We start from the raw sequence: 21877 nt of genomic DNA on the forward strand, positions 1-21877 counted from the left end.
ATGACAAACATAAATTCATTTCTACACAGCAAGCCTTAAGGGATAACTACTAGCAATAGGTAGAATAAGAATGATTTATCACGGAAGTATCACAGACTGATCACGAAAGAATAAAAACAATGAACCGGTAGAGTGTCAGAACAGACCTATATAGTATGAAACGAAATAGTGAAACAATTTTAACAGAGTGGTTGGTCGTCAATATTCAAATGGGCGATGATAAAGCACTCGACCAGTTACTTCGTATTTGGTATCCGAAATTAATTGGATATGCCTCTAGACTCTTAAAGGACGAGCATTTAGCAAACGACAGCGTTCAAAATGCGTTATTGGACATGTGTAAGAGTATTAAAAACATTGAAGATCCAGCCGCGTTTCCGAAATGGATTTACCGAATTTTACAAAATAAATGCGCAGATACAATCGCCCATATTCAAAAAGAACGCATAAAAGTCAACGCCCTTGCAGAAAATTTAGACACCCAAGTCAGCAGTGAAGGCATGCTCGCAAATACACCCGAACTAGATTTATCTAATTTAGATTCAAATGCCTACCAGTTGGTGTATTTACATTATTTTGAGGAATTTTCACTAACCGATATTAGTCACATCGTTGAGCTACCTGTGGGTACATTGAAATCAAGGCTTCACGGGATTCGTCAGAAGTTAAAACTAACCAATAAAGGACAATAAAATGAGCGATATCAATCAAAAAATTTTAGCGGCCATGCAACAAGAATCAGCCGCGGAAAAAGTCTCAGAACAACAAGCCAACACCTTGCAGCTTATAGGGCGGAGCTTCAAGGGTACATTCAAATTCACCGCTATCGCCGTCATCACCTTACAGATAGTGTTCATAGGTTTAACTGTCTATTTTGGGATCAACTTATTTGCTGAACAACGCGCTGACATAAAATTACATTGGCTACTCGGGTCGTTAATTTCGTTCATTATTTTTGCAGCAATGCGTTTATGGCTATTTATGGAATTAAATCGATTATCTGTACTCAGAGAAGTTAAACGGGTTGAACTACAATTGTCATTGATTGCGAATCAACTCCATATGAAAGATAGTAACTAATCAGTGAACTTTTTTTCAATTAACACGTTAATATAGTGTTAGATTGATATAGCGAAGCGATATACTCAATCGATAAAACTAATTATACAAAAATTACTAAACAATTATACTGATTAGTAGATTCTCTAGATAACAAGGAAATATTATGAAAATTGACATTGGTATTAACGAAACAGATCGTAATCAAATCGCAGACGGTTTGAAAAAGTTACTTGCAGATAGTTACACCTTGTACTTACAAACTCACAATTTCCACTGGAATGTTACGGGTCCACAATTCAGAGAACTACATTTGATGTTTGAAGAGCATTATACGGAACTAGCTGTCGCAGTAGATGACATTGCTGAACGTATTCGTACATTAGGATTAGTTGCTCCAGGCACGTATAAAGAATTTGCAAAGCTAAGTGCTATCAAAGAAGTGGATGGCGTTCCCGCTGCAGATGAAATGGTTAAAATTTTACTGCAAGGACATGAGCAAGTAGTAAAAACCTGTAGAGATGCCCTTAAATTAGCTCAGGACGCCGACGATGAGTCTTCTGCAGCATTGGTATCAGACAGAATGCGTGAGCATGAAAAAACAGCCTGGATGCTTAGAGCGACCTTAAGATAGATATTTTCAGTTGCTTTATTAATTTTAAGCAATAGATAGAAGTATTCAGCTATATGTGTCGCCTGAGTTAGCTCAACCTGACGGTTTGAGTTAGCGCAGGCGATTTTTATTTGACCTATCGCGAAATAGTTGCCCCTTAGAAGATCACTAAAACGACATAGTATTTGGTTGATGACAATAAAATTCATGACAGTGTGGCATTGGTTCTGGTTAGAGGTGAAGACCTAAATACAACTATACCTTGCTGTTAAACTGCATATCCTGTGTATAGGTTTGGACTTGGTTTTTTCCTTGAGCTTTGGCTTCGTAAAGTGCCATATCGGCAAAGCTAGCTAACTCGTTAAAATCGCTGCATTGCTCTAGATTTGCCGCTAAGCCAATACTAAAGGTTACATCATTCACCTTTAAATCAGCTGCTGGAAAGTTTGCTTGGATATTTTGAAACAGGCGCTTGGTTAATTGAATACCTTCTTTTTCACCGCTATTAGGTAGGATAAAAATAAACTCTTCACCGCCAACTCGCCCTACGTAGTCAGAAGCTCTCAAGGCTTCTTTACAAACTGAAGCAACAAACTTCAGTACTCTATCTCCTTCAGCATGACCGTAATTATCATTGACTAACTTGAAGTTATCTACGTCTAACATAAGCACACATAAGCTTTGTTTGTAACGTCGACTAATTGTAAAAGCTTGTTCACCCACTTCTAAAATACTTCTTCGATTTCGCAATCCAGTCAGGTTATCCAAAATTGCTAGGCGTTTATTTTTACGATAAAGGGTAAATATTATGCAAAGGAAAAGCATCACTAGAACGGTAAAAATCATTAGCCCAAACACGATCCAATTTTGTCTTTCTTGTAATTGGCGTTGTTGCTCCAACTGGGTTTGCAACAAACTGTTCTTTTCATCTAGAAACTCATTTTCTAATTGTTGCTGTGCTAAATTGAACTCGCTGTTTAATCTAGCAGATTGACTAGTGATGTCTAATCTAGCCTTAGCCAAAAGAGCCCGTTCAGACTTAGACATATACTCAAATGCCTTCTTATAATTGCCCATTTCACTTAGGATCACGCCATACTGATTAAAGGCATCCCACTGTCCCGCTAAGTCATCAGTCTGGGCGGCTAAGTCAGCGGCTTTTTGCCCATAAACAAGAGCTCGTTCAAGGAATCCATTTCCTTGGAGCAGCGAACTGTAATGAACATAGGAATTAGCAATAGCAACAGGATTGTTCAACTCTTCTCGTAATGTCACTGACTCAGCAATCCAGGTCAGCGCTTCTTCATCATTACCATCTTTACTATGAAAATAGGATTTAAGTAGATAGGCGTAGGCCAAAGAAGAAATATCTTCCATTTTTGCAAATATCTGTATGCCATTATCTAATAAAAAAAACGCGCGCTTTCGGTCTCCTACAATATTAATCATTTGAGCTTCCGCCATTAACGACACGGCTCGAAATATAGTAGTTTGCTCCGTAAACATTTGTTTAGATAACTGGTAGAAGACTTCCGCTTGTTCGTAATTTTTCAATTCGTAGTTAACGTCACCACTATAATATAAAGACAGCCCCGATAGCACTTTCCAATCATTTTCATTGGCAATACTGTTTACTTCAGACAGTGCCTCCGTCGCCTTGGTATAGCGTTGCAAGTAGGCATCATTGATACCGTTGTACATAGATAAAACCGCTGATAAGTAAGCAATTTGAGATTCAGCTAGGTGTTCTTTACTGCCGTTAAGCGCATCAAGTATTGCTTGAGCTTGCTTAAAAGATGACTCTGCTTTAACGTATTGGCTTAATGAATAAAACCTATAACCTTCAAATACATGCCACTTTAATGCATTAGTATCATAGGATTGATTTATCTCTAATGTTGCTAACTCATCAAGTATTTCAGTGAGCAGTTCTACCCGATCAAACTGCAGGTATAAAGAAGCCAAAGACAAACTAAAATGGACTCTTTGTTCTACAGAGTTTGCATTGGCAATTTTCGTTTCAAGTGAGCTGTGCATGGATGAAAACGGAGTTTGAGTATCTGCATACTCAAAGAAAAAATCGGTTTCAGCTCTTAGGGTAAAACTGCAGAACACAATCAATACTACAAGTAGTGATGGAATGTTAATGAAGCGCAACCTCATAAAGATAACTGCCCTTTATATGCGTAAAAACGGTATAGGTAAATAGTTGATTATTCGAGCAAAATAATCAACACATAAATTCTATATTTAATTAATAAGCGCATTATTTGTTTGCTTTGGAATTTTTTTGACCGTTATGCTAGTTGAATTTCCTGACAGAATTTAAACAACAGTCGTGTTTAGGGCAAATAGAATAAAGAAAAACCACAGCATACATAATGTCTGATGAGGGAATAATGATTGCGGGTTCGCTATTTGACGGTGTTTGAGTAATATATCCCTGATAAGAGTTTGAAGAATATACAGTGACTAACTACAAGCTAAATCATAACTAGTTGGGCATCTAGCGCTACAGTCTGTTGTATTTATTCACCCATGTTTACTTTTTGAATTTCACCAGCACTGCCAGAATAGGTCTGGCCTAACGTGGTAAAACTTGCCACATCATTAATGAAATATGCAAAATGAGGCAGATCCCCAGAAGCGAAAGTAGCATCATTAAATTTCTTACCATAAATGCAAATATTAGAACTACCTATTGCACTCCAACCGGCAACTTGCGGACTACTATTACTGATTGCATTCATGGGTTCTGCGTCTTCTAACAAACTTTCCCACAAATTAATACAGAGACACTAGTACCCGATCCACTGCCTGTTGGCCATTCAGAAGCACTATCAATTTCAACTGTAGAACCGTGGACAACAATGGGACTTGTTTTTCTAATCAAATACGTACTGCGAACCAAATCAACTGCTGATTTAAACGCTGCAGTTTCCCCTTTCATTGCAGCTAGATTGGCATCATCGGACAAATTCACGTAACGCGGCAATGCAGTAACTGCTAATATTCCCAATATCACGATGACAATGATTAGCTCAATTAAGGTGAAACCACGCTGATTCAACAATGTACAATCCCTTCTGTGAATTTTTTACTATAAGACGTTTCTTACGCCCTTTCTAAGATAAGATAAATAGATATGTAAAACAAGTAATTAGGATGTTTTTAGGTTAGATGAAGTTATAACGAAAACACTTATCAGCACACCCAAAAGCGAGTGTGACTTCACATTTTAGAATCGAAACAGTTTACATTAATCCATGCAGCCCAATATTTAAATTTGTATATCTACTTGCACCTATTGGCTGAAGCTGAATCATAAATTCCACCATTTAAACGAATCGAATTGCTCAACTGACCAGACTCCCGAAAGGTTCTCCACTGGCGGTTCAAAGCTGGAAGGATGTGCTCTAAGTCTTTATTAATCACAAAAACCAATGACGTATCATGAACAGAACTAGGGGATTTATAAAAAGTCTGACCACAAAACTGCGTTTGATTTATAACAGAATTAGCATTGTATTCATTCATCACTGCATAATCGCAACGCCCTTTTAATAACATATTGACGATGGTTATTTGTGCGCTTGAATCAACCCGTATTAACTTTCCGTCTGTAAAAGATTGGGTTAAAGAAGGATAAACATAACCTCTTCTCGCGCAAATCAGTTTTTGGGAAATTGTAGACAATGAAAAAGGTTGGTTAAATTGCGTTAGAGAATATAAAAAACTTTTATGAAGTAGCAATTCATTACTGAACAAAACCTCTTCAGGTTCGTTTAACCAAGCTGGACTTGAAAGAAAAATATCTGCTTTTCCCGCTAAAACCAAATGCTCATTTCGAGATCGATTAGAATCTAAAAATACTACCTTGAACTTTTCATCTTCTGGAAAACTTGCAAAAAAATCAGGAACGATCCCTTGGTAACGATGACGCTTTTCATCAAAATACAAATAAGGTGGAGCCCCAGGATCATTTATCGCAAAAACAAGTTTAATTGGCTGCTCTACTCGTTTTACCTCTTGATTCGCGTAGCTACTACTGGAAAATACTAAGCAACCAACAAATATGACTTTTATGAGATAGTCTAACACTACCAAAACTCCTAACTGCGAAATTTAAAACTTTAATACCAAGTCTTTTATTAAGGCCGTAAGCCAATTCGAACTAATCAATTATAAACGATTTTGGTAGGGACAGTTTAGGATTTTGACTATCAGGAAGGCTTAAGACGCGGAATTGAACTTCCTAAAACATCCTAGTTTATTTATCTGACTGATGAGTTTGAATATCTATTTTATCCTTTATAAATTAATAGATAACTTAATTCCAAAAGGTTAGTTCCCGTCGATTTCAGACAAATCTTGGTATGGCGTTGGCACCCCATATTTCTCATAATATTGATTAATTTTTCCAGTCTTTCGGTATCGCAGCATCACTCGCGCTATATCATCGTAAAAAATAATCGCTTTTGATTTTAATGGTATGCTGATGTAGTGATGATTATAAAAACTATCTTCAAAGGTCACTTTGTCGAATCGTTCTTCAAATAATTCACTATTGTGTGAGGATGATGTAACCACAATATCTATTCTAGCCATATCTAACATTCCCACTAGCTGTTCGGTTTTACCCACTAGTGTTAGGGTATTGCTGTCTATTTTTGCAAAATTTGGCGAGTAAAAGACACCACGAATAGCGCCGATGGATAACTTTTCAAGTTGCTCATAAGAGGTAACATCTTCCGTAATTCGTTTAGATTTATAGAAATATAAGGTTCTTTTTTCAACAGCATACTTGATGGGTTTCAAAAACGTTTGACGCTTTTTAGTCATCGAGTGACGAACTAACAGATCAACATTTCCGCGCTTAGCTTCTTTTGTCGATCTTATCCAAGGCGCGTATACCCAGTCGATATCATGTCCTAATTCACTAAGAACATCTTCTACAAGTTCAGGAAGAATACCGATACATTTTTTACCATTAAAATACAAATCAGGTGGATAGTCCCGACAATGGGAAACCAGAGTGTCGGCGATAACATATGAAGGCAAAAAGACCAAAGATAGAGTAACCCATACACAAACAGCTATTTTCATAGAAGCATTTTTCAGATAAACACATAATGAGTATAGCCATATTTAAACCTGAGTTTAAATCTATTTTAGATTTCACCTCAGGTTTCAATATTGTTGTGCAATTTGTAGATTGGAATGAATTAAGACTGTTTAGTAGTACCCTGCTAGCAGGATTTAGTCATTGTCTAACAAACGCGAATTGACTTTACGCAGGCACAAAAAAGCCGCTCGAAAGAGCGGCTTTTAATCTATAACTTTCTACAACTTAAATAGCAGTTGCTTTAGTTACTACGTCAACCAAGGTCCAGTTTTTAGACTTTGACAAAGGACGACATTCAGTAATAGTTACTACGTCACCTTCGTTACATTGGTTAGTTTCGTCATGGGCGTGAAGTTTAGTAGAACGCTTTTGGAACTTCCCATAAATAGGATGTTTTACGAAACGTTCAACAACAACTGTAATGGTTTTATCCATTTTGTTGCTTACCACACGACCGCGAACTGTACGAATTTGTTGTTCAGTCATTAGCTATCAGCCTTTTCAGTCAGAATGGTTTTAACACGCGCAATGTTACGACGCACTTTACGTAGCTGGTCAGTCTTTTCCAACTGTCCAGTGCTGTGCTGCATACGTAGGTTAAATTGTTCGCGAAGAAGGTTTAACAACTCTGCGTTCAATTCTTCTACGTTTTTGGCTTTCAGTTCAGCTTTCATTACATCACCGTCCGAGTTACAAAGGTTGTCTTAAATGGCAATTTAGCCGCTGCCAATTCAAACGCTTCGCGAGCCAATGATTCTGGAACACCTTCCATCTCATATAACACACGGCCTGGTTGAATTTGGCATACCCAGTACTCAACGTTACCTTTACCTTTACCTTGACGCACTTCTAGAGGCTTCTCAGTAATTGGCTTGTCAGGGAAAACTCGAATCCAAATTTTACCTTGACGTTTAACGTGACGAGTCATAGCACGACGGGCTGCTTCAATTTGACGTGCAGTCATACGACCACGGCCAATTGATTTCAATCCGTAAGTACCAAAGCTAACTTTGCCGCCCGCAACTGCCATGCCGCGGTTGCGACCTTTATGCATTTTGCGGAATTTCATACGTTTAGGTTGTAACATAATTATTAGCCCTCACGCTTAGCAGAACGGCCTTTCTTCTTAGGTGCTTGAGCAGGTTGCTCTTGCGTAAGAGGCAATCCGCCTAGTACTTCACCTTTGAAGATCCAAACTTTTACGCCAATGATGCCGTAAGTAGTCAAAGCTTCTGAAGTTGCATAATCGATGTCAGCACGGAAAGTGTGTAGTGGTACACGACCTTCACGATACCATTCTGAACGTGCAATCTCTGCTCCGCCCAAACGACCGCTTACTTCAACCTTGATACCTTTAGCGCCAAGACGCATTGCATTCTGTACAGCACGCTTCATAGCACGACGGAACATTACACGACGTTCTAATTGGCTAGAAATACTGTCAGCAACAAGCTGGCCATCTAGTTCAGGTTTACGCACTTCAGCAATATTGATCTGAGCTGGCACACCGGCTAGCTTAGAAACAAACTTGCGAAGTTTCTCTACATCTTCACCTTTCTTACCGATTACAACACCAGGGCGAGCTGTGTGAATAGTCACACGAATGCTTTTTGCTGGGCGTTCGATAACGATTTTCGATAGAGACGCGTTTTTCAATTCTTTAGTCAGGTATTTACGTACCTGGTGATCATTAAACAGGTTGTCTGCATATTCCGCTGTGTTAGCGTACCAAGTAGACGTCCATGGTTTGCTGATACCCAGGCGTATACCTGTAGGATGTACCTTCTGTCCCATTTCTAATCTCCTAGTCCGCTACTACAACAGTAATATGACTGCTGCGTTTAAAGATACGATCAGCTCGGCCTTTGGCTCGTGGCTTGATACGCTTCATAGTTGGGCCTTCATCAACGAAGATTTTTGCGACAGTCAACTCATCGATGTCTGCGCCTTCATTGTGTTCAGCGTTCGCAATCGCAGACTCTAGTACTTTTTTGACTAGAGCAGCACTTTTCTTCGGACTATAAGTCAGAACTTCAAGCGCCTTTTCAACGTGTAAACCGCGAATTTGATCTGCAACCAAGCGTGCTTTCTGAGCCGAAGAACGGGCAAAACGATGTTTAGCTAAAGCTTCCATAATTTTTCCTCTTATCTCTTCGCTTTCTTATCCGCGACATGGCCGCGGTAAGTACGCGTTGGAGCAAATTCGCCCAACTTATGGCCAACCATTTCGTCAGAGACGAAAACAGGTACGTGCTGGCGACCGTTATGGACCGCAATGGTCAACCCAATCATATCTGGGATGATCATGGAGCGACGAGACCAAGTCTTAATTGGTTTCTTTTCGCCCTTTTCCACTGCAGCCTCTACCTTCTTCAGCAAGTGCAGGTCAATAAATGGACCTTTCTTGAGAGAACGTGGCATGGTGAATCCTCGCTGTTACTTGTTACGACGACGTACGATAAGTTTATCGGTACGCTTGTTACTACGGGTTTTCTTACCCTTAGTTGGTACACCCCAAGGTGAAACTGGATGACGGCCACCAGAGGTACGACCTTCACCACCACCATGTGGGTGATCTACTGGGTTCATGGCTACACCACGAACTGTTGGACGCACACCGCGCCAACGTGTTGCACCAGCTTTACCTAGTGAACGTAGCATATGTTCAGCGTTACCCACTTCACCAATGGTGGCGCGGCAATCAGCTAAAACACGGCGTACTTCACCAGAACGTAGACGAAGTGTTACATAACCTTCGGCACGCGCTAATATTTGTGCATATTGACCTGCAGAACGAGCAATTTGAGCACCTTTACCAGGCTTCATCTCAATAGCGTGTACAGTTGTACCTACTGGGATGTTACGCATTGGCATGGCGTTACCCGCTTTGATTGGCGCATCAGAACCAGACTGCAAAGCTTGTCCAGCTTGAGCACCTTTCGGAGCAAGAATATAACGACGCTCACCATCAGCATAAAGCACAAGTGCAATATTAGCTGAACGGTTAGGATCGTATTCCAAACGTTCAATTTTGGCTGGAATGCCGTCTTTGTTACGTTTGAAGTCAATTATACGATAATGCTGTTTGTGACCACCACCAATGTGACGCACAGTAATGCGACCATTGTTGTTACGACCACCAGACTTGCTGTTTTTCTCAAGTAGTGGTGCGTAAGGTGCGCCTTTATGTAGGTCAGGATTTGTAACCTGAACTACGTGACGACGACCTGCAGAAGTCGGCTTAGCTTTTAATAATGGCATATCAAATCCCCTTCTTAAGCTTCGCCACCGACGAAGTCGATGTCTTGACCTTCTTTAAGCACAACATATGCTTTTTTCCAGTCGTTACGCTTACCAAAAGACTGACCGTGACGCTTGGTTTTACCCTTCACGTTTAAGGTACGAACACTGCTAACTTCAACTTCAAACAGTTTTTCAACTGCCGCTTTGATTTCAGCTTTGTTTGCGTCTTTTACGACTTTGAAAACAACAGCGTTGTTGCCTTCAGCAGCCATGGTTGATTTTTCAGAAACATGCGGTGCTAAAAGCACCTTAAGTAAACGCTCTTCAGAGATCATGCTAACGACTCCTCTAGCTGTTTAACTGCATCGGCAGTGATTAACACTTTTTCGAATGCAATTAAGCTTACTGGGTCAATGCCTTGAACATCACGTACGTCAACTTTATATAAGTTACGAGCAGCTAAGAACAAGTTCTCTTCTACTTCTGACGTTACGATTAACACGTCGTTAAGCTCAAGTTCGTCAAGCTTAGCAATCAATGCTTTTGTTTTAGGTGCATCAACACCAAATTTTTCTACCACAATCAAACGATCTTGACGTACCAATTCAGAAAGGATGCTACGGATAGCTCCACGGTACATCTTTTTGTTCACTTTTTGACTGTGATCTTGAGGTTTGGCTGCAAACGCACGGCCACCACCAACCCAAATTGGGCTGCGGATTGTACCAGCACGGGCACGACCTGTACCTTTTTGACGCCAAGGCTTCTTGCCACCGCCTCTAACTTCAGAGCGTGTTTTTTGTGCTTTAGAACCCTGACGGGCACCTGCACCGTAAGCCACTACTACTTGGTGTACTAGCGCTTCGTTAAAATCACGTCCAAAGGTTGCTTCGGAGACTTCAAGAGCGCTATTCGCGTCTTTCAATACTAATTCCATCACTTAACTCCCAGACGTTACGCTTTAACTGCAGGCTTGACGATAACGTCACTGCCTGGAGCACCAGGTACTGCACCTTTGATTAGAAGAAGGTTGTTCTCTGCGTCAACACGGACTAGTTCCAAAGATTGAGTAGTCACAGCTTTATTGCCTAATTGGCCAGCCATTTTCTTCCCTTTGAAAACTTTACCTGGGGATTGGTTTTGACCAATCGAACCAGGAGCACGGTGAGACAAAGAGTTACCATGTGTCATACGTTGGTGACTAAAGTTCCAACGTTTGATAGCACCGGCAAAACCTTTACCTTTAGAAGTTCCAGCAACATCAACTTTGGTAGCTTCAGTAAAAATTTCAACAGTAATTTCACTGCCTACTTCGATACCTTCACCTTCGTTGTTATCTAAACGAAACTCCCATAAACCACGGCCTGCTTCCACGCCAGCTTTAGCAAAATGACCTGCTGCAGCTTTATTTACGCGGTTTGCTTTTTTATCACCAGCGGTTACTTGTAGCGCGCGATACCCATCTGTTTCATCAGTACGTAACTGAGTCACACGGTTTGGGGTCGCTTCTATAACAGTCACAGGAATTGAAATACCATCTTCAGTGAAGATGCGAGTCATTCCTACTTTACGACCGATAAGACCAATCGCCATTGTTAAAACCCTCTCTTGTTAGCCCAGGCTGATTTGAACATCAACACCGGCAGCCAAGTCCAATCTCATCAATGCATCAACTGTTTTATCAGTTGGTTCAATGATATCTACCAAACGCTTATGTGTACGGATTTCATACTGATCACGTGCGTCTTTGTTCACGTGAGGTGAAACCAATATTGTATAGCGTTCCTTGCGAGTAGGTAGTGGAATAGGACCGCTAACCTGAGCACCTGTACGTTTCGCAGTTTCAACGATTTCAGCCGTAGACTGATCGATCAACTTGTGATCAAACGCTTTCAAACGAATACGAATTCTTTGATTTGGCATCGATTAAGCTCCAATCGAAAGAACAAAAAAAACCATCCACACCAACCTTTCATTAGGTGGGAGGATGCATGTAAACCGATGACCCACAATTGGGGTCTTGTTCATAATATTTCGGCATTCCCGCAAATTAATCTCTTTCGCTATTAATTATTGTTAGAACCGAAATCACTACCCATCAGGGCAAGTGGGCGCGAATTATACATGTGTACGGAATTAATGCAACGCCTATTACTAATTAAATGCAAGTTTATAAGGTTAAATTATAAACACAACAGAAACCCCCTCTTAAAACAATAAAAAACTGTACCAAGGAACAGGTGTATTTTAGTTACCATTTCACTAACCTTTTGATATTGCTTAGGCGCAAAGATGGTTACAAGGCCCAAAGCAATAAAAACGTTCTTTAGCTGTGCATTAGTAAAGGACAGTATTTTTTTAATCAAAAGGAATTCGCAAATGCGAGAATTGAATGAAATGCAATTAGAAGAAGTAAATGGTGGCGTCGCTCCCCTTGTAATTTTACAAGGGATGGCTGCGTTAGGTGGTTATATGGGGTTAACGGCCACTTTTAGTAAGTTCGGCACGGGGTTCGGCTACGGCATTTATGACGCAACTCATTAACCTAGAGGCTAAGATTATGTTAGAGATTAAAGAACACGATATATCTAAAGTATCAGGTGGCTTTGAAGTTCAAGATATCGGTTACTCAGTAGGCTACGGTGTTGGTTATGTATTTAGTGGTAAAGCTGGTTATCAATTAGGTATTTCGATATACGAGTTTCTTCACTAGGTTAACTCAAGCTAAAGGGGTGTAATCCCCTTTTTTCTCTTTAATTTAAAAGGTGAGGAAAAACAATGAACCGCAAATTTGTCATATTCACTAATAGTATTTTATTTTTAATGATAGCAACCAATCTCTGGAGTGCTACATATAATTGGATCGTCAATGATATTAATATGTCGACCAACCCCAGTTTGCAAACCGCTCTGTTATACATTATTTGCGGTTTTCTTTTTAACCAACATGATGCAGTAAAGAAAACTTAAATACGGCACAAAGGAGACTAAACGATGGACCCTAAATTAATCACATTTATAAACTGGACGTTTTATATTTCAATAGCTTTTGCCTTGATTCAGGTTTTAGGGAGTTGGTTTGCTGATGGCACCGACATTCTTGGAAATCCAGTGATGCATAGTGCAATGTTATTAATCATTATGAGCTTTTTATTCAACCAAAGTGTAAAACCAAACGAGTCCGAAGAAAAGCAATCTAAATCTTAGGTTTTGTTAATGATTACACTCAGTTATAGTTAGGGAATAAGTAATGACACTGACCGTAGTAGATGGCAACAGAACTGGTTATTGAAGAGACTCTTCAGAAAATAGATAGATTGTTGGAAGCTCATCCATCATTGATGGATGCATATCAGCAATTGGAACCGATAATTCTCAACTTGTTTGAAGCTCAGCGTATGAGTATTTTTCAACGCCGGCGGCAACATCAAGATTTGGTTGCCCGTTTTAAAACGGGTAAAGAGACGTTGCAAATCAAAGTTCCCATCAGTCCGCAGTCGATCGCTGGCTATGTTGCCCTGAGTCAAAAACCACTGTTAATTAGTGATCCTTATAATGTTCAGGAACTAGCTGATATTCACCCTCGGCTGAAGTTTGCTGACAAATTCGATAAAAATAGTTCCTTCAAGACTGAAAATATCATTTGTGTGCCTATTCTAAACGCTGGCGTACTCATGGGTGTTATGCAAATAATAAATAAAAAAGTAGGTGTTTTCGGTGATGCTGATTTGCGCTTAGCGAAATCATTATCAGAAATTTTAGGCAATAAATTTCGTTATGAGTTAGGTGGTACCAGTAATCCGTTTGATTATCTAGTCCACCGAAAGTTGATGTCTGAAAAAGATCTCAAGCAGTTCACTGAAACCAGTAAAGATATTCGTCAATTAATTCAACGCATGATCTCCGAAGCCCGCATTCCAGAAGATGAATTGGGAAATGCCCTTTCGGTTCACTATCAAGTTCCCTACATTAGTTATCTGCCTGAGAAATATCATGTTTTACAAAGTGGCAATAAGCTAAACCTGTCTTATTTAAAACGAAACTATGTGGTGGTATTAGCCGACGCCTCTGAAAACCCGATAGTTTTAATGGCAGAACCTAACAATGCTGCACTTTTAATGGAAATTGAAAGTGCCTTAGGGATAGACAGCTACGAAATCTCCGTAGGCTTGCCCAACCAGGTTTTACAATATTTAGGAGCCGGTGGTGGGGGCGGTGCGCCAGGAGAGATGGATGAAATACTGGACGAAATTGGTACCAGTAATGAAGAATTAGATGATACCAGTGAGGAGATGTCGGATGATGCTCCTGCAGTGGTACGTTTGGTTAGTCGAGTTTTACATGACGCAAAACGGTTAAATGCGTCAGATATTCATGTTGACCCGGAAAAGAACGGCCCAACACGGGTTCGAATGCGTATAGATGGCGTGTGCCGAGATATCACCCAAGTCCCCGCTTCTCATCATAGTGCGGTTATTGCCCGAATAAAAATCATGTCGAACTTAAACATCGCCGAGAAACGAGTCCCTCAAGATGGTAAGTTGGCATTTAAAATGTCTGGTCAATTGGTAGAAGTTCGAGTCGCCACTATACCTACGGTAGCCGGTGAAGGCGTGGTCATGCGGATATTGGCCTCTGGCGGCGCTTTGCCCATTGAAAAAATGAACATCTCTCCTAAAAATATGAGTATGTTAAGGGTAATGATTAAAAAGCCCCATGGAATATTGCTGGTTGTAGGCCCAACTGGCTCGGGGAAAACCACCACTTTGCATGCAATATTGGGTTATTTGAACACACCTGACAAGAAAATTTGGACCGCCGAAGACCCAGTGGAAATAACCCAGCCGGGTTTACAACAAGTGCAGGTGAGCCCAAAGATAGGATTTACCTTCGCTAATGCCTTAAGGGCTTTCTTACGTGCCGACCCTGACATTATTCTGATTGGTGAGATGCGGGATAAAGAAACGGCCCACGCAGGTATTGAAGCATCTCTAACGGGCCACTTGGTACTTTCTACTTTACATACCAACTCAGCGCCAGAAACCATTACTCGCTTATTAGATTTAGGATTAGATCCCGTTAACTTTTCAGATGCTTGTGTTGGTATTATGGCGCAACGTTTGATTCGTACGTTATGTTCGAATTGTAAAGAAACATACCAAGCAACTGAAACAGATATGTCCTTTATTCGTCGTCAATACGGCGAGCAATACCTTGAAGAACTGGATCTACAAGAGCCATTAATGTTGCATCGAGGTAAGGGGTGCGATGACTGTGGAGACACCGGATATAAAGGAAGAACTGGGGTCCATGAATTGTTGGCGATGACACCTGACCTTCGCTCTCTGGTGTATAAGGAAGCTTCGGTAACAGAGATGAAAGCCCAGGCCATGAAAGACGGAATGCGGACCCTTACTCAAGATGGGATTTTAAAAGTACTAAAAGGTGATACTGATATAGCACAAATCCAGATTATCAGCGGCACTGATTAATCTAGTCAGGCACTCATTATGTTAATTGAGTGCCTGTATGATTTAATATTGAATAGTCAACATCGATAAAGTAAAGCCCATAGATTCAGTTATTCTGCATCAGAACTTTGATTAGCGTTTGGTAGGTTAGCTAATAACTGCTTGTTAAACGCATGAAAATCGTTGATTGCAGTAACTAAATCATTGGTATCTAACTCTTGAACTTCATTAATAATACTATTAATTAACGAGTCGTACTGATCACCATCCGCTAATTTTTGTTGGGATTGCTCGAAAACATCCAGCATTTTTTGTAAGTAATCGCTCACTCTCTCTACTGGCTTCGATGAGGGTTCCTGGCGACTATTTTCGTCGCTATAATGAGAAACTGATTCATAGGCTTTGACAACCTCGACTTGCTCTTGTCGAGTCAGTTGCAACGCAAAACCAGTCAGCTCTTGTTCATCAAAACCAATTTCCAGGGCTTGCTCGAAGGCCTGCTCGATATCGCCTTCAAAAAACGTTGTCGCTAAATCATTGGCATCTGAAACAAGCTGTCCAATAGATTCTAACTCAGCTTCATCTAACTCACCGGATACAGAAAAACTGTAATTTTTCTGGCTAATAAAGACGGACTGTTGATTCACTGTCGGTTCGTTAGTTTCATCTGGAGTCTCAGTTTGAGGGTTGACCTGAGACGACCTTTCTTCATCAGCCTTTGTATCTTCACTATTTAGTGTTTCAATATTGTCGGTCGCCGCTCGGGGAAGAACATCGTTGTGTTCAATGCTCGGTTCTTGATTAGTTTGCTTCTCTTGCTGCAATAATACCTGTCGATTCAATTCGAATTGTTTTAAATCTTCGAAACGAATAAGTACTTCGTCACCATCCTGGGTGCGGATCCTAAGTTCACCACTTTGTTGACTCGCTGCTGCAATACTATCTGTTTCATTGGAAATAGGTGACTGCAAGTCAGTATCTTCAGTTTCATCAGCGTGACCAAAAAGTTTATCCTGTAAACGCTGAATACCCTGTTCAATTAAATTAGCGCTACGGTCGATCCCGTCCGAAATCTCTTCATTCATAAAGCCAGACAAATCATTTTCCGCCAGCTTAATCCCTTTTGAAACACCGGAACGAGCTTGCTCAAATAACGTGTTTAATGTTTCTTCATCCGCGCCATTGCGGGCAGCGCCGGAGATCACTCCACTCACGAAATGAAGTACATTTTTAGCCACTTCTTCAAAGTCGAATAAGCTTTCATTTGTTTCTTCGGGATTCTTCAGATTTGCACGTTTACTATCTAACTCTATGGTTTGATTCAACGAATTACTGTAAATTCTCAACCCAACTGTGGTTTGCGAGCTGAGCTTGCTAACAGTAGATTCAGCAGACATACTCAGGCCTGCTTCGGCTTGTTTCAAACCCGCTTCTCGCAATTGATTTTTTATAGCGTCATTGGGGTTAACTTGGGTTTTATCTCCCATAAACGCTTTAATTTCGCCAAAATTCATGTGGAATACCTCACTATCCTCGTATAATAGTATCGACTATAAATTCACTTTATTGAGAAATTAAATTAAATAAATCAAGTATTTTGTGAAATAGTGAGTAAAATTAGTGAGTTACATATAGAGTAAAAAACAAACAGCAAATTGCGTTTGCAAGCGCGTAAGAAATCTTTAAAATTCGCGAATCTTCTTATAATGCCAAACTTATCGAGTTCTTGATGCGACCTACAGAAATAGCCCCCCAATATTACCAAGCTCAACTCGACCAGAAAATAACCGTTTTAAACCATCAATTTGCGCAATTCAACATGCCCGAATTGGAAATTTTCGAGTCTGAAAAATTGCACTATAGAATGCGTGCGGAGTTTCGCGTTTGGCATGATGGAGACGAGCTGTTTCACATTATGTTTGATCAACAAAGCAAAGAAAAATACCGAGTCGACCAATTTCCTCCAGCCAGTAAACTTATTAATAAGGTGATGGCAGACTTAGTCGCGTTGCTAAAAGTTAATGACATAGCTCGACGAAAACTGTTCCAAATTGATTACTTGAGCACCTTAAGTGGAGAAATTGTTGTTTCACTGCTTTACCACAAAGCCTTAGATGAAAAATGGCTTGAACAAATTAACGACATTTTGAAGCAGTTAAGAAAACATTATCCTATCGATATTGTTGGTCGAGCTCGCAAACAAAAAATGTTAGTGGATAAAGACTTTGTAATCGAACATTTACCCGTCGGTGAAAGGATTTACAAATTCAAACAAATTGAAAATAGTTTTACTCAACCTAATGCACTAGTGAATCAGAAGATGGTGGAATGGGCCCTTGATGTGACCGCAAACAGCGAAGGGGACTTGTTAGAATTATATTGTGGCTTAGGCAACTTCAGTATTCCCATGGCACAAAACTTTAACCGTGTTTTAGCCACTGAGATTTCAAAAACATCAGTGGCCGCAGCCCAAGATAATATTGCCGCAAATCAAGCTCACAATGTCACCATATTGCGGATGTCTAGCGAAGAGTTTGTACAAGCTCAGGCTGGAGTCAGAACATTCAATCGACTCGAAGGGATAGATTTAACCCAGTACAACTGCCGCACCGTATTAGTGGATCCGCCTCGTGCTGGATTAGATGATGAAACCGTTTCTATGGTCAGTAACTATGACAATATTGTTTATATATCATGTAACCCAGAAACTTTACTCGATAACTTAAACAGATTAACTGAAACCCACGAAGTAAAGCGTTTTGCTATGTTTGACCAATTTCCTTATACCCATCATGTTGAAGCAGGTGTTTATTTAGTGCGGAAAAACACAAATTAAGTTATATGGACTCGTTACTCTTAGCGAATTCCAAAGAACCGTTTGTAATGAACCTTAACTGAATTTTCAATCGCATCGCCAACTGCTCTCGTTGAATGGGATCTAAATCTAAGGCTTCTGCTCCTGTGCTAAATACCAGCTTAACCATAGCTTCAGCTTGTAGATTTGCGAGCTTTTTACTTAAACCTGTTGTAGCCACCGTATAATCAGTTAATTCCTCGGTGAAATGTTGAATTTCTCTGAATACTGCGGCTCTGAACGCGTTTGAGGTACCCGTGTGTTCCCGTAACAATAATCTAAAAATATTGCTATTGGCGGAAATGAATTCCATAAATGTATCAATGGATGTGCTTATGACACCACCGCCAGAGGCAATTCTTACCCGCGCTTGACGCATCAACTGACGCAATGTTAACCCTGCTTCATCCACTAAAGTCAGACCTAACTCATCGATATCTTTAAAGTGACGATAAAATGAGGTTGGCGCGATACCCGCAGCTCTAGCTACCTCTCTTAAGCTCATGCTAGAAAAACTGTGCTGTTCATCTAAAAGTCCAAAAGCGGCATCTATAATTGCACGACGTGTTTTTAGTTTTTGTTGTTGTCGAGTTTGAATCACTTAGTACCCTTAGATATTTCCAGTAGTGACAAAATTATTAGAACGAATTACACCCTAGGTTAACAACCTTTTCAATTTATTTACTTGATAAAGTAGGCCGCTCAGGATAAATTAGCGTACAGTTGTAAGCTCAAAAGCATTTTTAAATGAACAAACCTCGTCTATTGTTGACCAATATTTTGGTCTTTCTTATTACCGGTGTCATTGCTGTGGTTGGTGTTCCCTTGGAAGCATATTTCAATGGATTCGACGCATATGAAGTGATGGCCTGTATTTTCTTAATTTATTTTTCTGGTATGTCGATAACTGCTGGCTACCACAGATTATGGTCTCATAAAGCCTACGAGACGAACGCAGTCGTTCGCTTTATTTTAGCCGTTGGTGGTGCAATGGCACTGCAAAATAGTATTTTACATTGGAGTTCTGATCATAGGGTACACCACAAGTTTGTCGATCAAAATGGCAAGGATCCTTATTCAGCTAAGCGTGGATTTCTTTTCTCCCATATAGGTTGGATGCTTAGAGACTATGAATCCCATCGATATGACGACTATAAAAACTGTCGCGACTTGCAAAAAGATGCCATTGTTATGTGGCAGCACAAATATTATTTGCCAATCGTTCTGGCGACCAATTTTGGTATCCCCATGGTATTAGGGTTTCTCAATGGTGATGTATTAGGTATGTTGCTATTGGCAGGTGTGTTCAGATTAGTTGTTGTGCACCATGTCACTTTTTTCATCAATTCCCTTGCTCATATATGGGGGAAACAGCCCTATACCGACAAAAATACTGCTCGAGACAACGGAATATTAGCCTTTTTCACCTTTGGTGAGGGCTATCACAATTACCACCATATTTTCGAATATGACTACCGCAATGGTATCCGTTGGTGGCATTTTGATCCAACCAAATGGTTGATTCGCGGGTTATCCGCTTTGAAATTGGCTAAGAACCTGCGACGCTGTCCAGAAGAAAGGATTGAAAAAGCGCGTTTCGAAATGATGATGAAACGTACCCAAAAGAGAATTTCGAGTTTGCCTGACGCCGACGAAATTCTGGTGAAATTACAACATGAATACGACGTATTAGTTGCCAAAATGAGTGATTATTACGCGGCCAAGAAAAAGCTGTTGGAAATTAAACAAGCCCGTTTGAAAAAGAGTTACGACAATTTTGAAATTGCCAACAAATACGAAGAATTAAAGCTGAGTATGGTTTTACAAAAGCAAAAGTTCTACGAATTGTATCAAATGGCATAGGTATTAATCGGCTGGCAGGGTTGTTTAGAGAGTTCTTGTAGGCGGGTGCTTTAGCCCCGCGGCGTATGCGAAACATTCCATGGCCTAAAGACCATGCTACAACATAGCCTGTAGGCGGGCGCTTTAGCCCCGTGGCGTGTTGGAAACATTCCATGACCTAAAGACCATGCTACAACATAGCCTGTAGGCGAGTGCTTTAGCCCCGCGGCGTGTTGGAAACATTCCATGGCCTAAAACCATGCTACAACATAGCCTGTAGGCGGGCGCTTTAGCCCCGCAGCGTGTTGGAAACATTCCATGGCCTAAAGACCATGCTACAACATAGCCTGTAGGCGGTTGCTTTAGCCCCGTGGCGTGTTGGAAACATTCCATGGTCTGAAGACCATGCTACAACATAGCCTGTAGGCGAGTGCTTTAGCCCCGCGGCGTATGCGAAACATTCCATGGCCTAAAGACCATGCTACAACATAGCCTGTAGGCGGGCGCTTTAGCCCCGCAGCGTGTTCGAAACATTTCATGGTCTAAAGACCATGCTACAAGCCTCGCGGTTCTTGCGGAAATCGAGGGTTTAGTCGCACAATTACCGCGCAAAAAAAAACCTGACTGACGTCAGGTTTTTTTATAAGATTAATAAACTTAGCGTTGTACGGCTGCTGTTAACGATTGGTCCGTTAAAGCATCACGGTGAGCGACAACTTCGATTAACGCGTCTTTTGGATAATACTTAATGGTGGCCATAACGCCATCACTTTGAATATTTGCTTTTTCAGCAATATCCATTTGAACGTTTCGATAAGTCATGTTTTGGCTAATCTTGTTTGCCATGCATTGACTATTCACTTCAAACGATTGCTTGTCTACACAATCAAACGTTTTTAACTGATCGGCTTGAGCATGCGCAACCGTTCCTAAAGATAAGACGGCAAGAAAAGAAAATAATTTACGCATTGTGTTACTCCTATTTAATCATCGGTATTCCGATGTAAAGAATATAACACACTCAACCCTAAGATCGAAGCATAGTTTTATGACAGTAATATGACAAGGTGTAATTTATTGAAAAAAAATGACTTTGATTTAGCTAGAAATTGCCGAGAATGTGAAAAAATACTCCCGTTAGAACCCAGGCCAATTATACAAGGAAGTTCAAAGAGTAAAATTTGTATCATTGGCCAAGCGCCGGGGCTTGCTGCACATAATACGAATCTACCATGGAATGATGCCTCAGGAGATAGATTAAGAGCATGGATTGGTATGCCAAAAACTACTTTCTACGATGAAAATACAGTAGCAATATTACCTATGGGATTTTGTTACCCTGGAAAAGCAGCTTCCGGAGATTTACCTCCGATTAAGCAATGTGCAGAAATTTGGCACCAACGTCTGCTGTCTGCATTCAGCCCCAAGCTCACCCTTCTCATCGGGCAATATGCTCAAAACTATTATTTAAAAGACAAATCAAATGTCACCAACAGAGTAAAGAATTGGCAGCAATACCTTCCCAAGTACATTGTGCTTCCTCACCCTTCTCCACGAAATAACATTTGGTTGAAGAAAAATGAATGGTTTGAACAATCTGTATTGCCGCAGATTAAGAGTCGAATACAAACCGCCTGTCATTCATAATGAGCTCGCCGATTTATATTGAG

General features: G+C 40.4%; 29 protein-coding genes. 10 read left to right on the plus strand and 19 right to left on the minus strand.

Features of this window, described 5'->3' with window-relative positions:
* Positions 1-155 precede the first annotated feature (155 nt).
* The 3 genes from ACYVIL_RS02230 to ACYVIL_RS02240 all read left to right on the plus strand — a co-directional run bounded on the left by ACYVIL_RS02230 (position 156) and on the right by ACYVIL_RS02240 (position 1693).
* Entirely contained in the window at positions 156-692 is a 537-nt protein-coding gene (locus ACYVIL_RS02230; protein WP_460311415.1) for an RNA polymerase sigma factor, read from the plus strand.
* A gap of 1 nt (position 693) precedes the next feature.
* Entirely contained in the window at positions 694-1080 is a 387-nt protein-coding gene (locus ACYVIL_RS02235; protein WP_460311416.1) for a DUF6768 family protein, read from the plus strand.
* A gap of 142 nt (positions 1081-1222) precedes the next feature.
* Positions 1223-1693 carry a Dps family protein gene (locus ACYVIL_RS02240; protein WP_460311454.1) on the plus strand — a complete coding sequence of 157 codons (471 nt, stop codon included), beginning with the start codon at positions 1223-1225 and terminating at the stop codon, positions 1691-1693.
* 234 nt (positions 1694-1927) lie between these two features.
* On the opposite strand, the gene ACYVIL_RS02245 is transcribed toward ACYVIL_RS02240, so the two are convergent.
* The 16 genes from ACYVIL_RS02245 to rpsJ all read right to left on the minus strand — a co-directional run bounded on the left by ACYVIL_RS02245 (position 1928) and on the right by rpsJ (position 11963).
* Positions 1928-3835, minus strand: coding sequence for a diguanylate cyclase (locus ACYVIL_RS02245; RefSeq protein ID WP_460311417.1), 1908 nt, complete (start codon positions 3833-3835; stop codon positions 1928-1930).
* Positions 3836-4200: 365 nt separating this feature from the next.
* Complete coding sequence (locus ACYVIL_RS02250) at positions 4201-4443, minus strand: hypothetical protein (protein ID WP_460311418.1); 243 nt, start codon at positions 4441-4443, stop codon at positions 4201-4203.
* Positions 4437-4745, minus strand: a complete 309-nt coding sequence (locus ACYVIL_RS02255; RefSeq protein WP_460311419.1) for a prepilin-type N-terminal cleavage/methylation domain-containing protein — start codon at positions 4743-4745, stop codon at positions 4437-4439. The genes ACYVIL_RS02250 and ACYVIL_RS02255 overlap by 7 nt, the downstream gene beginning before the upstream one ends.
* A gap of 221 nt (positions 4746-4966) precedes the next feature.
* A complete protein-coding gene (locus ACYVIL_RS02260) occupies positions 4967-5773 on the minus strand; it encodes a substrate-binding periplasmic protein (protein ID WP_303471029.1) in 807 nt (268 codons plus the stop codon).
* A 243-nt stretch (positions 5774-6016) separates the two neighbouring features.
* Positions 6017-6778 carry a substrate-binding periplasmic protein gene (locus ACYVIL_RS02265; RefSeq protein WP_460311420.1) on the minus strand — a complete coding sequence of 254 codons (762 nt, stop codon included), beginning with the start codon at positions 6776-6778 and terminating at the stop codon, positions 6017-6019.
* A 244-nt stretch (positions 6779-7022) separates the two neighbouring features.
* A complete protein-coding gene (gene rpsQ / locus ACYVIL_RS02270) occupies positions 7023-7283 on the minus strand; it encodes a 30S ribosomal protein S17 (RefSeq protein WP_216048881.1) in 261 nt (86 codons plus the stop codon).
* Positions 7283-7471 carry a 50S ribosomal protein L29 gene (gene rpmC, locus ACYVIL_RS02275; protein WP_216048882.1) on the minus strand — a complete coding sequence of 63 codons (189 nt, stop codon included), beginning with the start codon at positions 7469-7471 and terminating at the stop codon, positions 7283-7285. Before rpmC ends, rpsQ begins: the two co-directional genes overlap by 1 nt.
* Positions 7471-7884, minus strand: coding sequence for a 50S ribosomal protein L16 (gene rplP / locus ACYVIL_RS02280; protein WP_216048883.1), 414 nt, complete (start codon positions 7882-7884; stop codon positions 7471-7473). Before rplP ends, rpmC begins: the two co-directional genes overlap by 1 nt.
* A gap of 5 nt (positions 7885-7889) precedes the next feature.
* Complete coding sequence (gene rpsC, locus ACYVIL_RS02285) at positions 7890-8591, minus strand: 30S ribosomal protein S3 (RefSeq protein ID WP_216048884.1); 702 nt, start codon at positions 8589-8591, stop codon at positions 7890-7892.
* 10 nt (positions 8592-8601) lie between these two features.
* Positions 8602-8931: a 50S ribosomal protein L22 gene (gene rplV / locus ACYVIL_RS02290; RefSeq protein WP_008845781.1), complete on the minus strand. Its 330-nt coding sequence runs from the start codon at positions 8929-8931 to the stop codon at positions 8602-8604.
* A gap of 11 nt (positions 8932-8942) precedes the next feature.
* Complete coding sequence (gene rpsS, locus ACYVIL_RS02295) at positions 8943-9218, minus strand: 30S ribosomal protein S19 (protein ID WP_014107406.1); 276 nt, start codon at positions 9216-9218, stop codon at positions 8943-8945.
* A gap of 15 nt (positions 9219-9233) precedes the next feature.
* Positions 9234-10058, minus strand: a complete 825-nt coding sequence (gene rplB, locus ACYVIL_RS02300; RefSeq protein WP_303471038.1) for a 50S ribosomal protein L2 — start codon at positions 10056-10058, stop codon at positions 9234-9236.
* A gap of 14 nt (positions 10059-10072) precedes the next feature.
* Positions 10073-10375 (minus strand): 50S ribosomal protein L23, encoded by a 303-nt coding sequence (gene rplW / locus ACYVIL_RS02305; RefSeq protein ID WP_216048886.1) that lies wholly within the window; start codon positions 10373-10375, stop codon positions 10073-10075.
* Entirely contained in the window at positions 10372-10977 is a 606-nt protein-coding gene (gene rplD / locus ACYVIL_RS02310; protein ID WP_216048887.1) for a 50S ribosomal protein L4, read from the minus strand. Before rplD ends, rplW begins: the two co-directional genes overlap by 4 nt.
* Before the next feature lie 17 nt (positions 10978-10994).
* Positions 10995-11633, minus strand: coding sequence for a 50S ribosomal protein L3 (gene rplC / locus ACYVIL_RS02315; protein WP_303471042.1), 639 nt, complete (start codon positions 11631-11633; stop codon positions 10995-10997).
* An 18-nt stretch (positions 11634-11651) separates the two neighbouring features.
* On the minus strand, positions 11652-11963 hold the full coding sequence (gene rpsJ, locus ACYVIL_RS02320; protein ID WP_006002183.1) for a 30S ribosomal protein S10: 312 nt from the start codon (positions 11961-11963) through the stop codon (positions 11652-11654).
* 456 nt (positions 11964-12419) lie between these two features.
* Between rpsJ and ACYVIL_RS02325 the strand changes: the two genes are divergently transcribed.
* The 4 genes from ACYVIL_RS02325 to ACYVIL_RS02340 all read left to right on the plus strand — a co-directional run bounded on the left by ACYVIL_RS02325 (position 12420) and on the right by ACYVIL_RS02340 (position 15532).
* Positions 12420-12584 carry a class IIb bacteriocin, lactobin A/cerein 7B family gene (locus tag ACYVIL_RS02325; protein ID WP_460311421.1) on the plus strand — a complete coding sequence of 55 codons (165 nt, stop codon included), beginning with the start codon at positions 12420-12422 and terminating at the stop codon, positions 12582-12584.
* On the plus strand, positions 12568-12753 hold the full coding sequence (locus ACYVIL_RS02330; RefSeq protein WP_460311422.1) for a hypothetical protein: 186 nt from the start codon (positions 12568-12570) through the stop codon (positions 12751-12753). Before ACYVIL_RS02325 ends, ACYVIL_RS02330 begins: the two co-directional genes overlap by 17 nt.
* Positions 12754-13034: 281 nt before the next feature.
* Positions 13035-13247, plus strand: a complete 213-nt coding sequence (locus ACYVIL_RS02335) for a hypothetical protein (RefSeq protein ID WP_460311423.1) — start codon at positions 13035-13037, stop codon at positions 13245-13247.
* Positions 13248-13381: 134 nt separating this feature from the next.
* A complete protein-coding gene (locus ACYVIL_RS02340; RefSeq protein ID WP_460311455.1) occupies positions 13382-15532 on the plus strand; it encodes an ATPase, T2SS/T4P/T4SS family in 2151 nt (716 codons plus the stop codon).
* 89 nt (positions 15533-15621) lie between these two features.
* Here the strand turns inward: ACYVIL_RS02340 and ACYVIL_RS02345 are convergent, their stop codons facing one another.
* Entirely contained in the window at positions 15622-17025 is a 1404-nt protein-coding gene (locus ACYVIL_RS02345; RefSeq protein WP_460311424.1) for a DUF5610 domain-containing protein, read from the minus strand.
* 215 nt (positions 17026-17240) lie between these two features.
* On the opposite strand from ACYVIL_RS02345, the gene trmA reads away from it, so the two are divergent.
* Positions 17241-18347, plus strand: coding sequence for a tRNA (uridine(54)-C5)-methyltransferase TrmA (trmA, locus tag ACYVIL_RS02350; RefSeq protein WP_303471060.1), 1107 nt, complete (start codon positions 17241-17243; stop codon positions 18345-18347).
* 1 nt (position 18348) lies between these two features.
* On the opposite strand, the gene fabR is transcribed toward trmA, so the two are convergent.
* Positions 18349-18966, minus strand: a complete 618-nt coding sequence (fabR, locus tag ACYVIL_RS02355) for an HTH-type transcriptional repressor FabR (RefSeq protein ID WP_303471062.1) — start codon at positions 18964-18966, stop codon at positions 18349-18351.
* 146 nt (positions 18967-19112) lie between these two features.
* Between fabR and ACYVIL_RS02360 the strand changes: the two genes are divergently transcribed.
* Complete coding sequence (locus tag ACYVIL_RS02360; protein ID WP_303471064.1) at positions 19113-20228, plus strand: acyl-CoA desaturase; 1116 nt, start codon at positions 19113-19115, stop codon at positions 20226-20228.
* Between the two features lie 636 nt (positions 20229-20864).
* On the opposite strand, the gene ACYVIL_RS02365 is transcribed toward ACYVIL_RS02360, so the two are convergent.
* Positions 20865-21176: a pyridine nucleotide transhydrogenase gene (locus tag ACYVIL_RS02365; protein WP_303471066.1), complete on the minus strand. Its 312-nt coding sequence runs from the start codon at positions 21174-21176 to the stop codon at positions 20865-20867.
* 90 nt (positions 21177-21266) lie between these two features.
* Between ACYVIL_RS02365 and ACYVIL_RS02370 the strand changes: the two genes are divergently transcribed.
* A complete protein-coding gene (locus tag ACYVIL_RS02370; RefSeq protein WP_460311425.1) occupies positions 21267-21854 on the plus strand; it encodes a uracil-DNA glycosylase family protein in 588 nt (195 codons plus the stop codon).
* Positions 21855-21877: the final 23 nt, after the last annotated feature.

The sequence above is a fragment of the Aliiglaciecola aliphaticivorans genome, from assembly GCF_054782055.1.

What these genes read in the sequence shown, in the direction of transcription:
- ACYVIL_RS02230 (WP_460311415.1), top strand. Translation starts at nt 156, where the DNA reads ATGAAACGAAATAGTGAAACAATTTTAACAGAGTGGTTGGTCGTCAAT.
- ACYVIL_RS02235 (WP_460311416.1), top strand. Translation starts at nt 694, where the DNA reads ATGAGCGATATCAATCAAAAAATTTTAGCGGCCATGCAACAAGAATCA.
- ACYVIL_RS02245 (WP_460311417.1), bottom strand. Translation starts at nt 3,835, where the DNA reads ATGAGGTTGCGCTTCATTAACATTCCATCACTACTTGTAGTATTGATT.
- ACYVIL_RS02265 (WP_460311420.1), bottom strand. Translation starts at nt 6,778, where the DNA reads ATGAAAATAGCTGTTTGTGTATGGGTTACTCTATCTTTGGTCTTTTTG.
- rpsQ (WP_216048881.1), bottom strand. Translation starts at nt 7,283, where the DNA reads ATGACTGAACAACAAATTCGTACAGTTCGCGGTCGTGTGGTAAGCAAC.
- rpmC (WP_216048882.1), bottom strand. Translation starts at nt 7,471, where the DNA reads ATGAAAGCTGAACTGAAAGCCAAAAACGTAGAAGAATTGAACGCAGAG.
- rplP (WP_216048883.1), bottom strand. Translation starts at nt 7,884, where the DNA reads ATGTTACAACCTAAACGTATGAAATTCCGCAAAATGCATAAAGGTCGC.
- rpsC (WP_216048884.1), bottom strand. Translation starts at nt 8,591, where the DNA reads ATGGGACAGAAGGTACATCCTACAGGTATACGCCTGGGTATCAGCAAA.
- rplV (WP_008845781.1), bottom strand. Translation starts at nt 8,931, where the DNA reads ATGGAAGCTTTAGCTAAACATCGTTTTGCCCGTTCTTCGGCTCAGAAA.
- rpsS (WP_014107406.1), bottom strand. Translation starts at nt 9,218, where the DNA reads ATGCCACGTTCTCTCAAGAAAGGTCCATTTATTGACCTGCACTTGCTG.
- rplB (WP_303471038.1), bottom strand. Translation starts at nt 10,058, where the DNA reads ATGCCATTATTAAAAGCTAAGCCGACTTCTGCAGGTCGTCGTCACGTA.
- rplW (WP_216048886.1), bottom strand. Translation starts at nt 10,375, where the DNA reads ATGATCTCTGAAGAGCGTTTACTTAAGGTGCTTTTAGCACCGCATGTT.
- rplD (WP_216048887.1), bottom strand. Translation starts at nt 10,977, where the DNA reads ATGGAATTAGTATTGAAAGACGCGAATAGCGCTCTTGAAGTCTCCGAA.
- rplC (WP_303471042.1), bottom strand. Translation starts at nt 11,633, where the DNA reads ATGGCGATTGGTCTTATCGGTCGTAAAGTAGGAATGACTCGCATCTTC.
- rpsJ (WP_006002183.1), bottom strand. Translation starts at nt 11,963, where the DNA reads ATGCCAAATCAAAGAATTCGTATTCGTTTGAAAGCGTTTGATCACAAG.
- ACYVIL_RS02325 (WP_460311421.1), top strand. Translation starts at nt 12,420, where the DNA reads ATGCGAGAATTGAATGAAATGCAATTAGAAGAAGTAAATGGTGGCGTC.
- ACYVIL_RS02330 (WP_460311422.1), top strand. Translation starts at nt 12,568, where the DNA reads ATGACGCAACTCATTAACCTAGAGGCTAAGATTATGTTAGAGATTAAA.
- ACYVIL_RS02335 (WP_460311423.1), top strand. Translation starts at nt 13,035, where the DNA reads ATGGACCCTAAATTAATCACATTTATAAACTGGACGTTTTATATTTCA.
- ACYVIL_RS02340 (WP_460311455.1), top strand. Translation starts at nt 13,382, where the DNA reads ATGGATGCATATCAGCAATTGGAACCGATAATTCTCAACTTGTTTGAA.
- ACYVIL_RS02345 (WP_460311424.1), bottom strand. Translation starts at nt 17,025, where the DNA reads ATGAATTTTGGCGAAATTAAAGCGTTTATGGGAGATAAAACCCAAGTT.
- trmA (WP_303471060.1), top strand. Translation starts at nt 17,241, where the DNA reads ATGCGACCTACAGAAATAGCCCCCCAATATTACCAAGCTCAACTCGAC.
- ACYVIL_RS02360 (WP_303471064.1), top strand. Translation starts at nt 19,113, where the DNA reads ATGAACAAACCTCGTCTATTGTTGACCAATATTTTGGTCTTTCTTATT.
- ACYVIL_RS02365 (WP_303471066.1), bottom strand. Translation starts at nt 21,176, where the DNA reads ATGCGTAAATTATTTTCTTTTCTTGCCGTCTTATCTTTAGGAACGGTT.
- ACYVIL_RS02370 (WP_460311425.1), top strand. Translation starts at nt 21,267, where the DNA reads ATGACAAGGTGTAATTTATTGAAAAAAAATGACTTTGATTTAGCTAGA.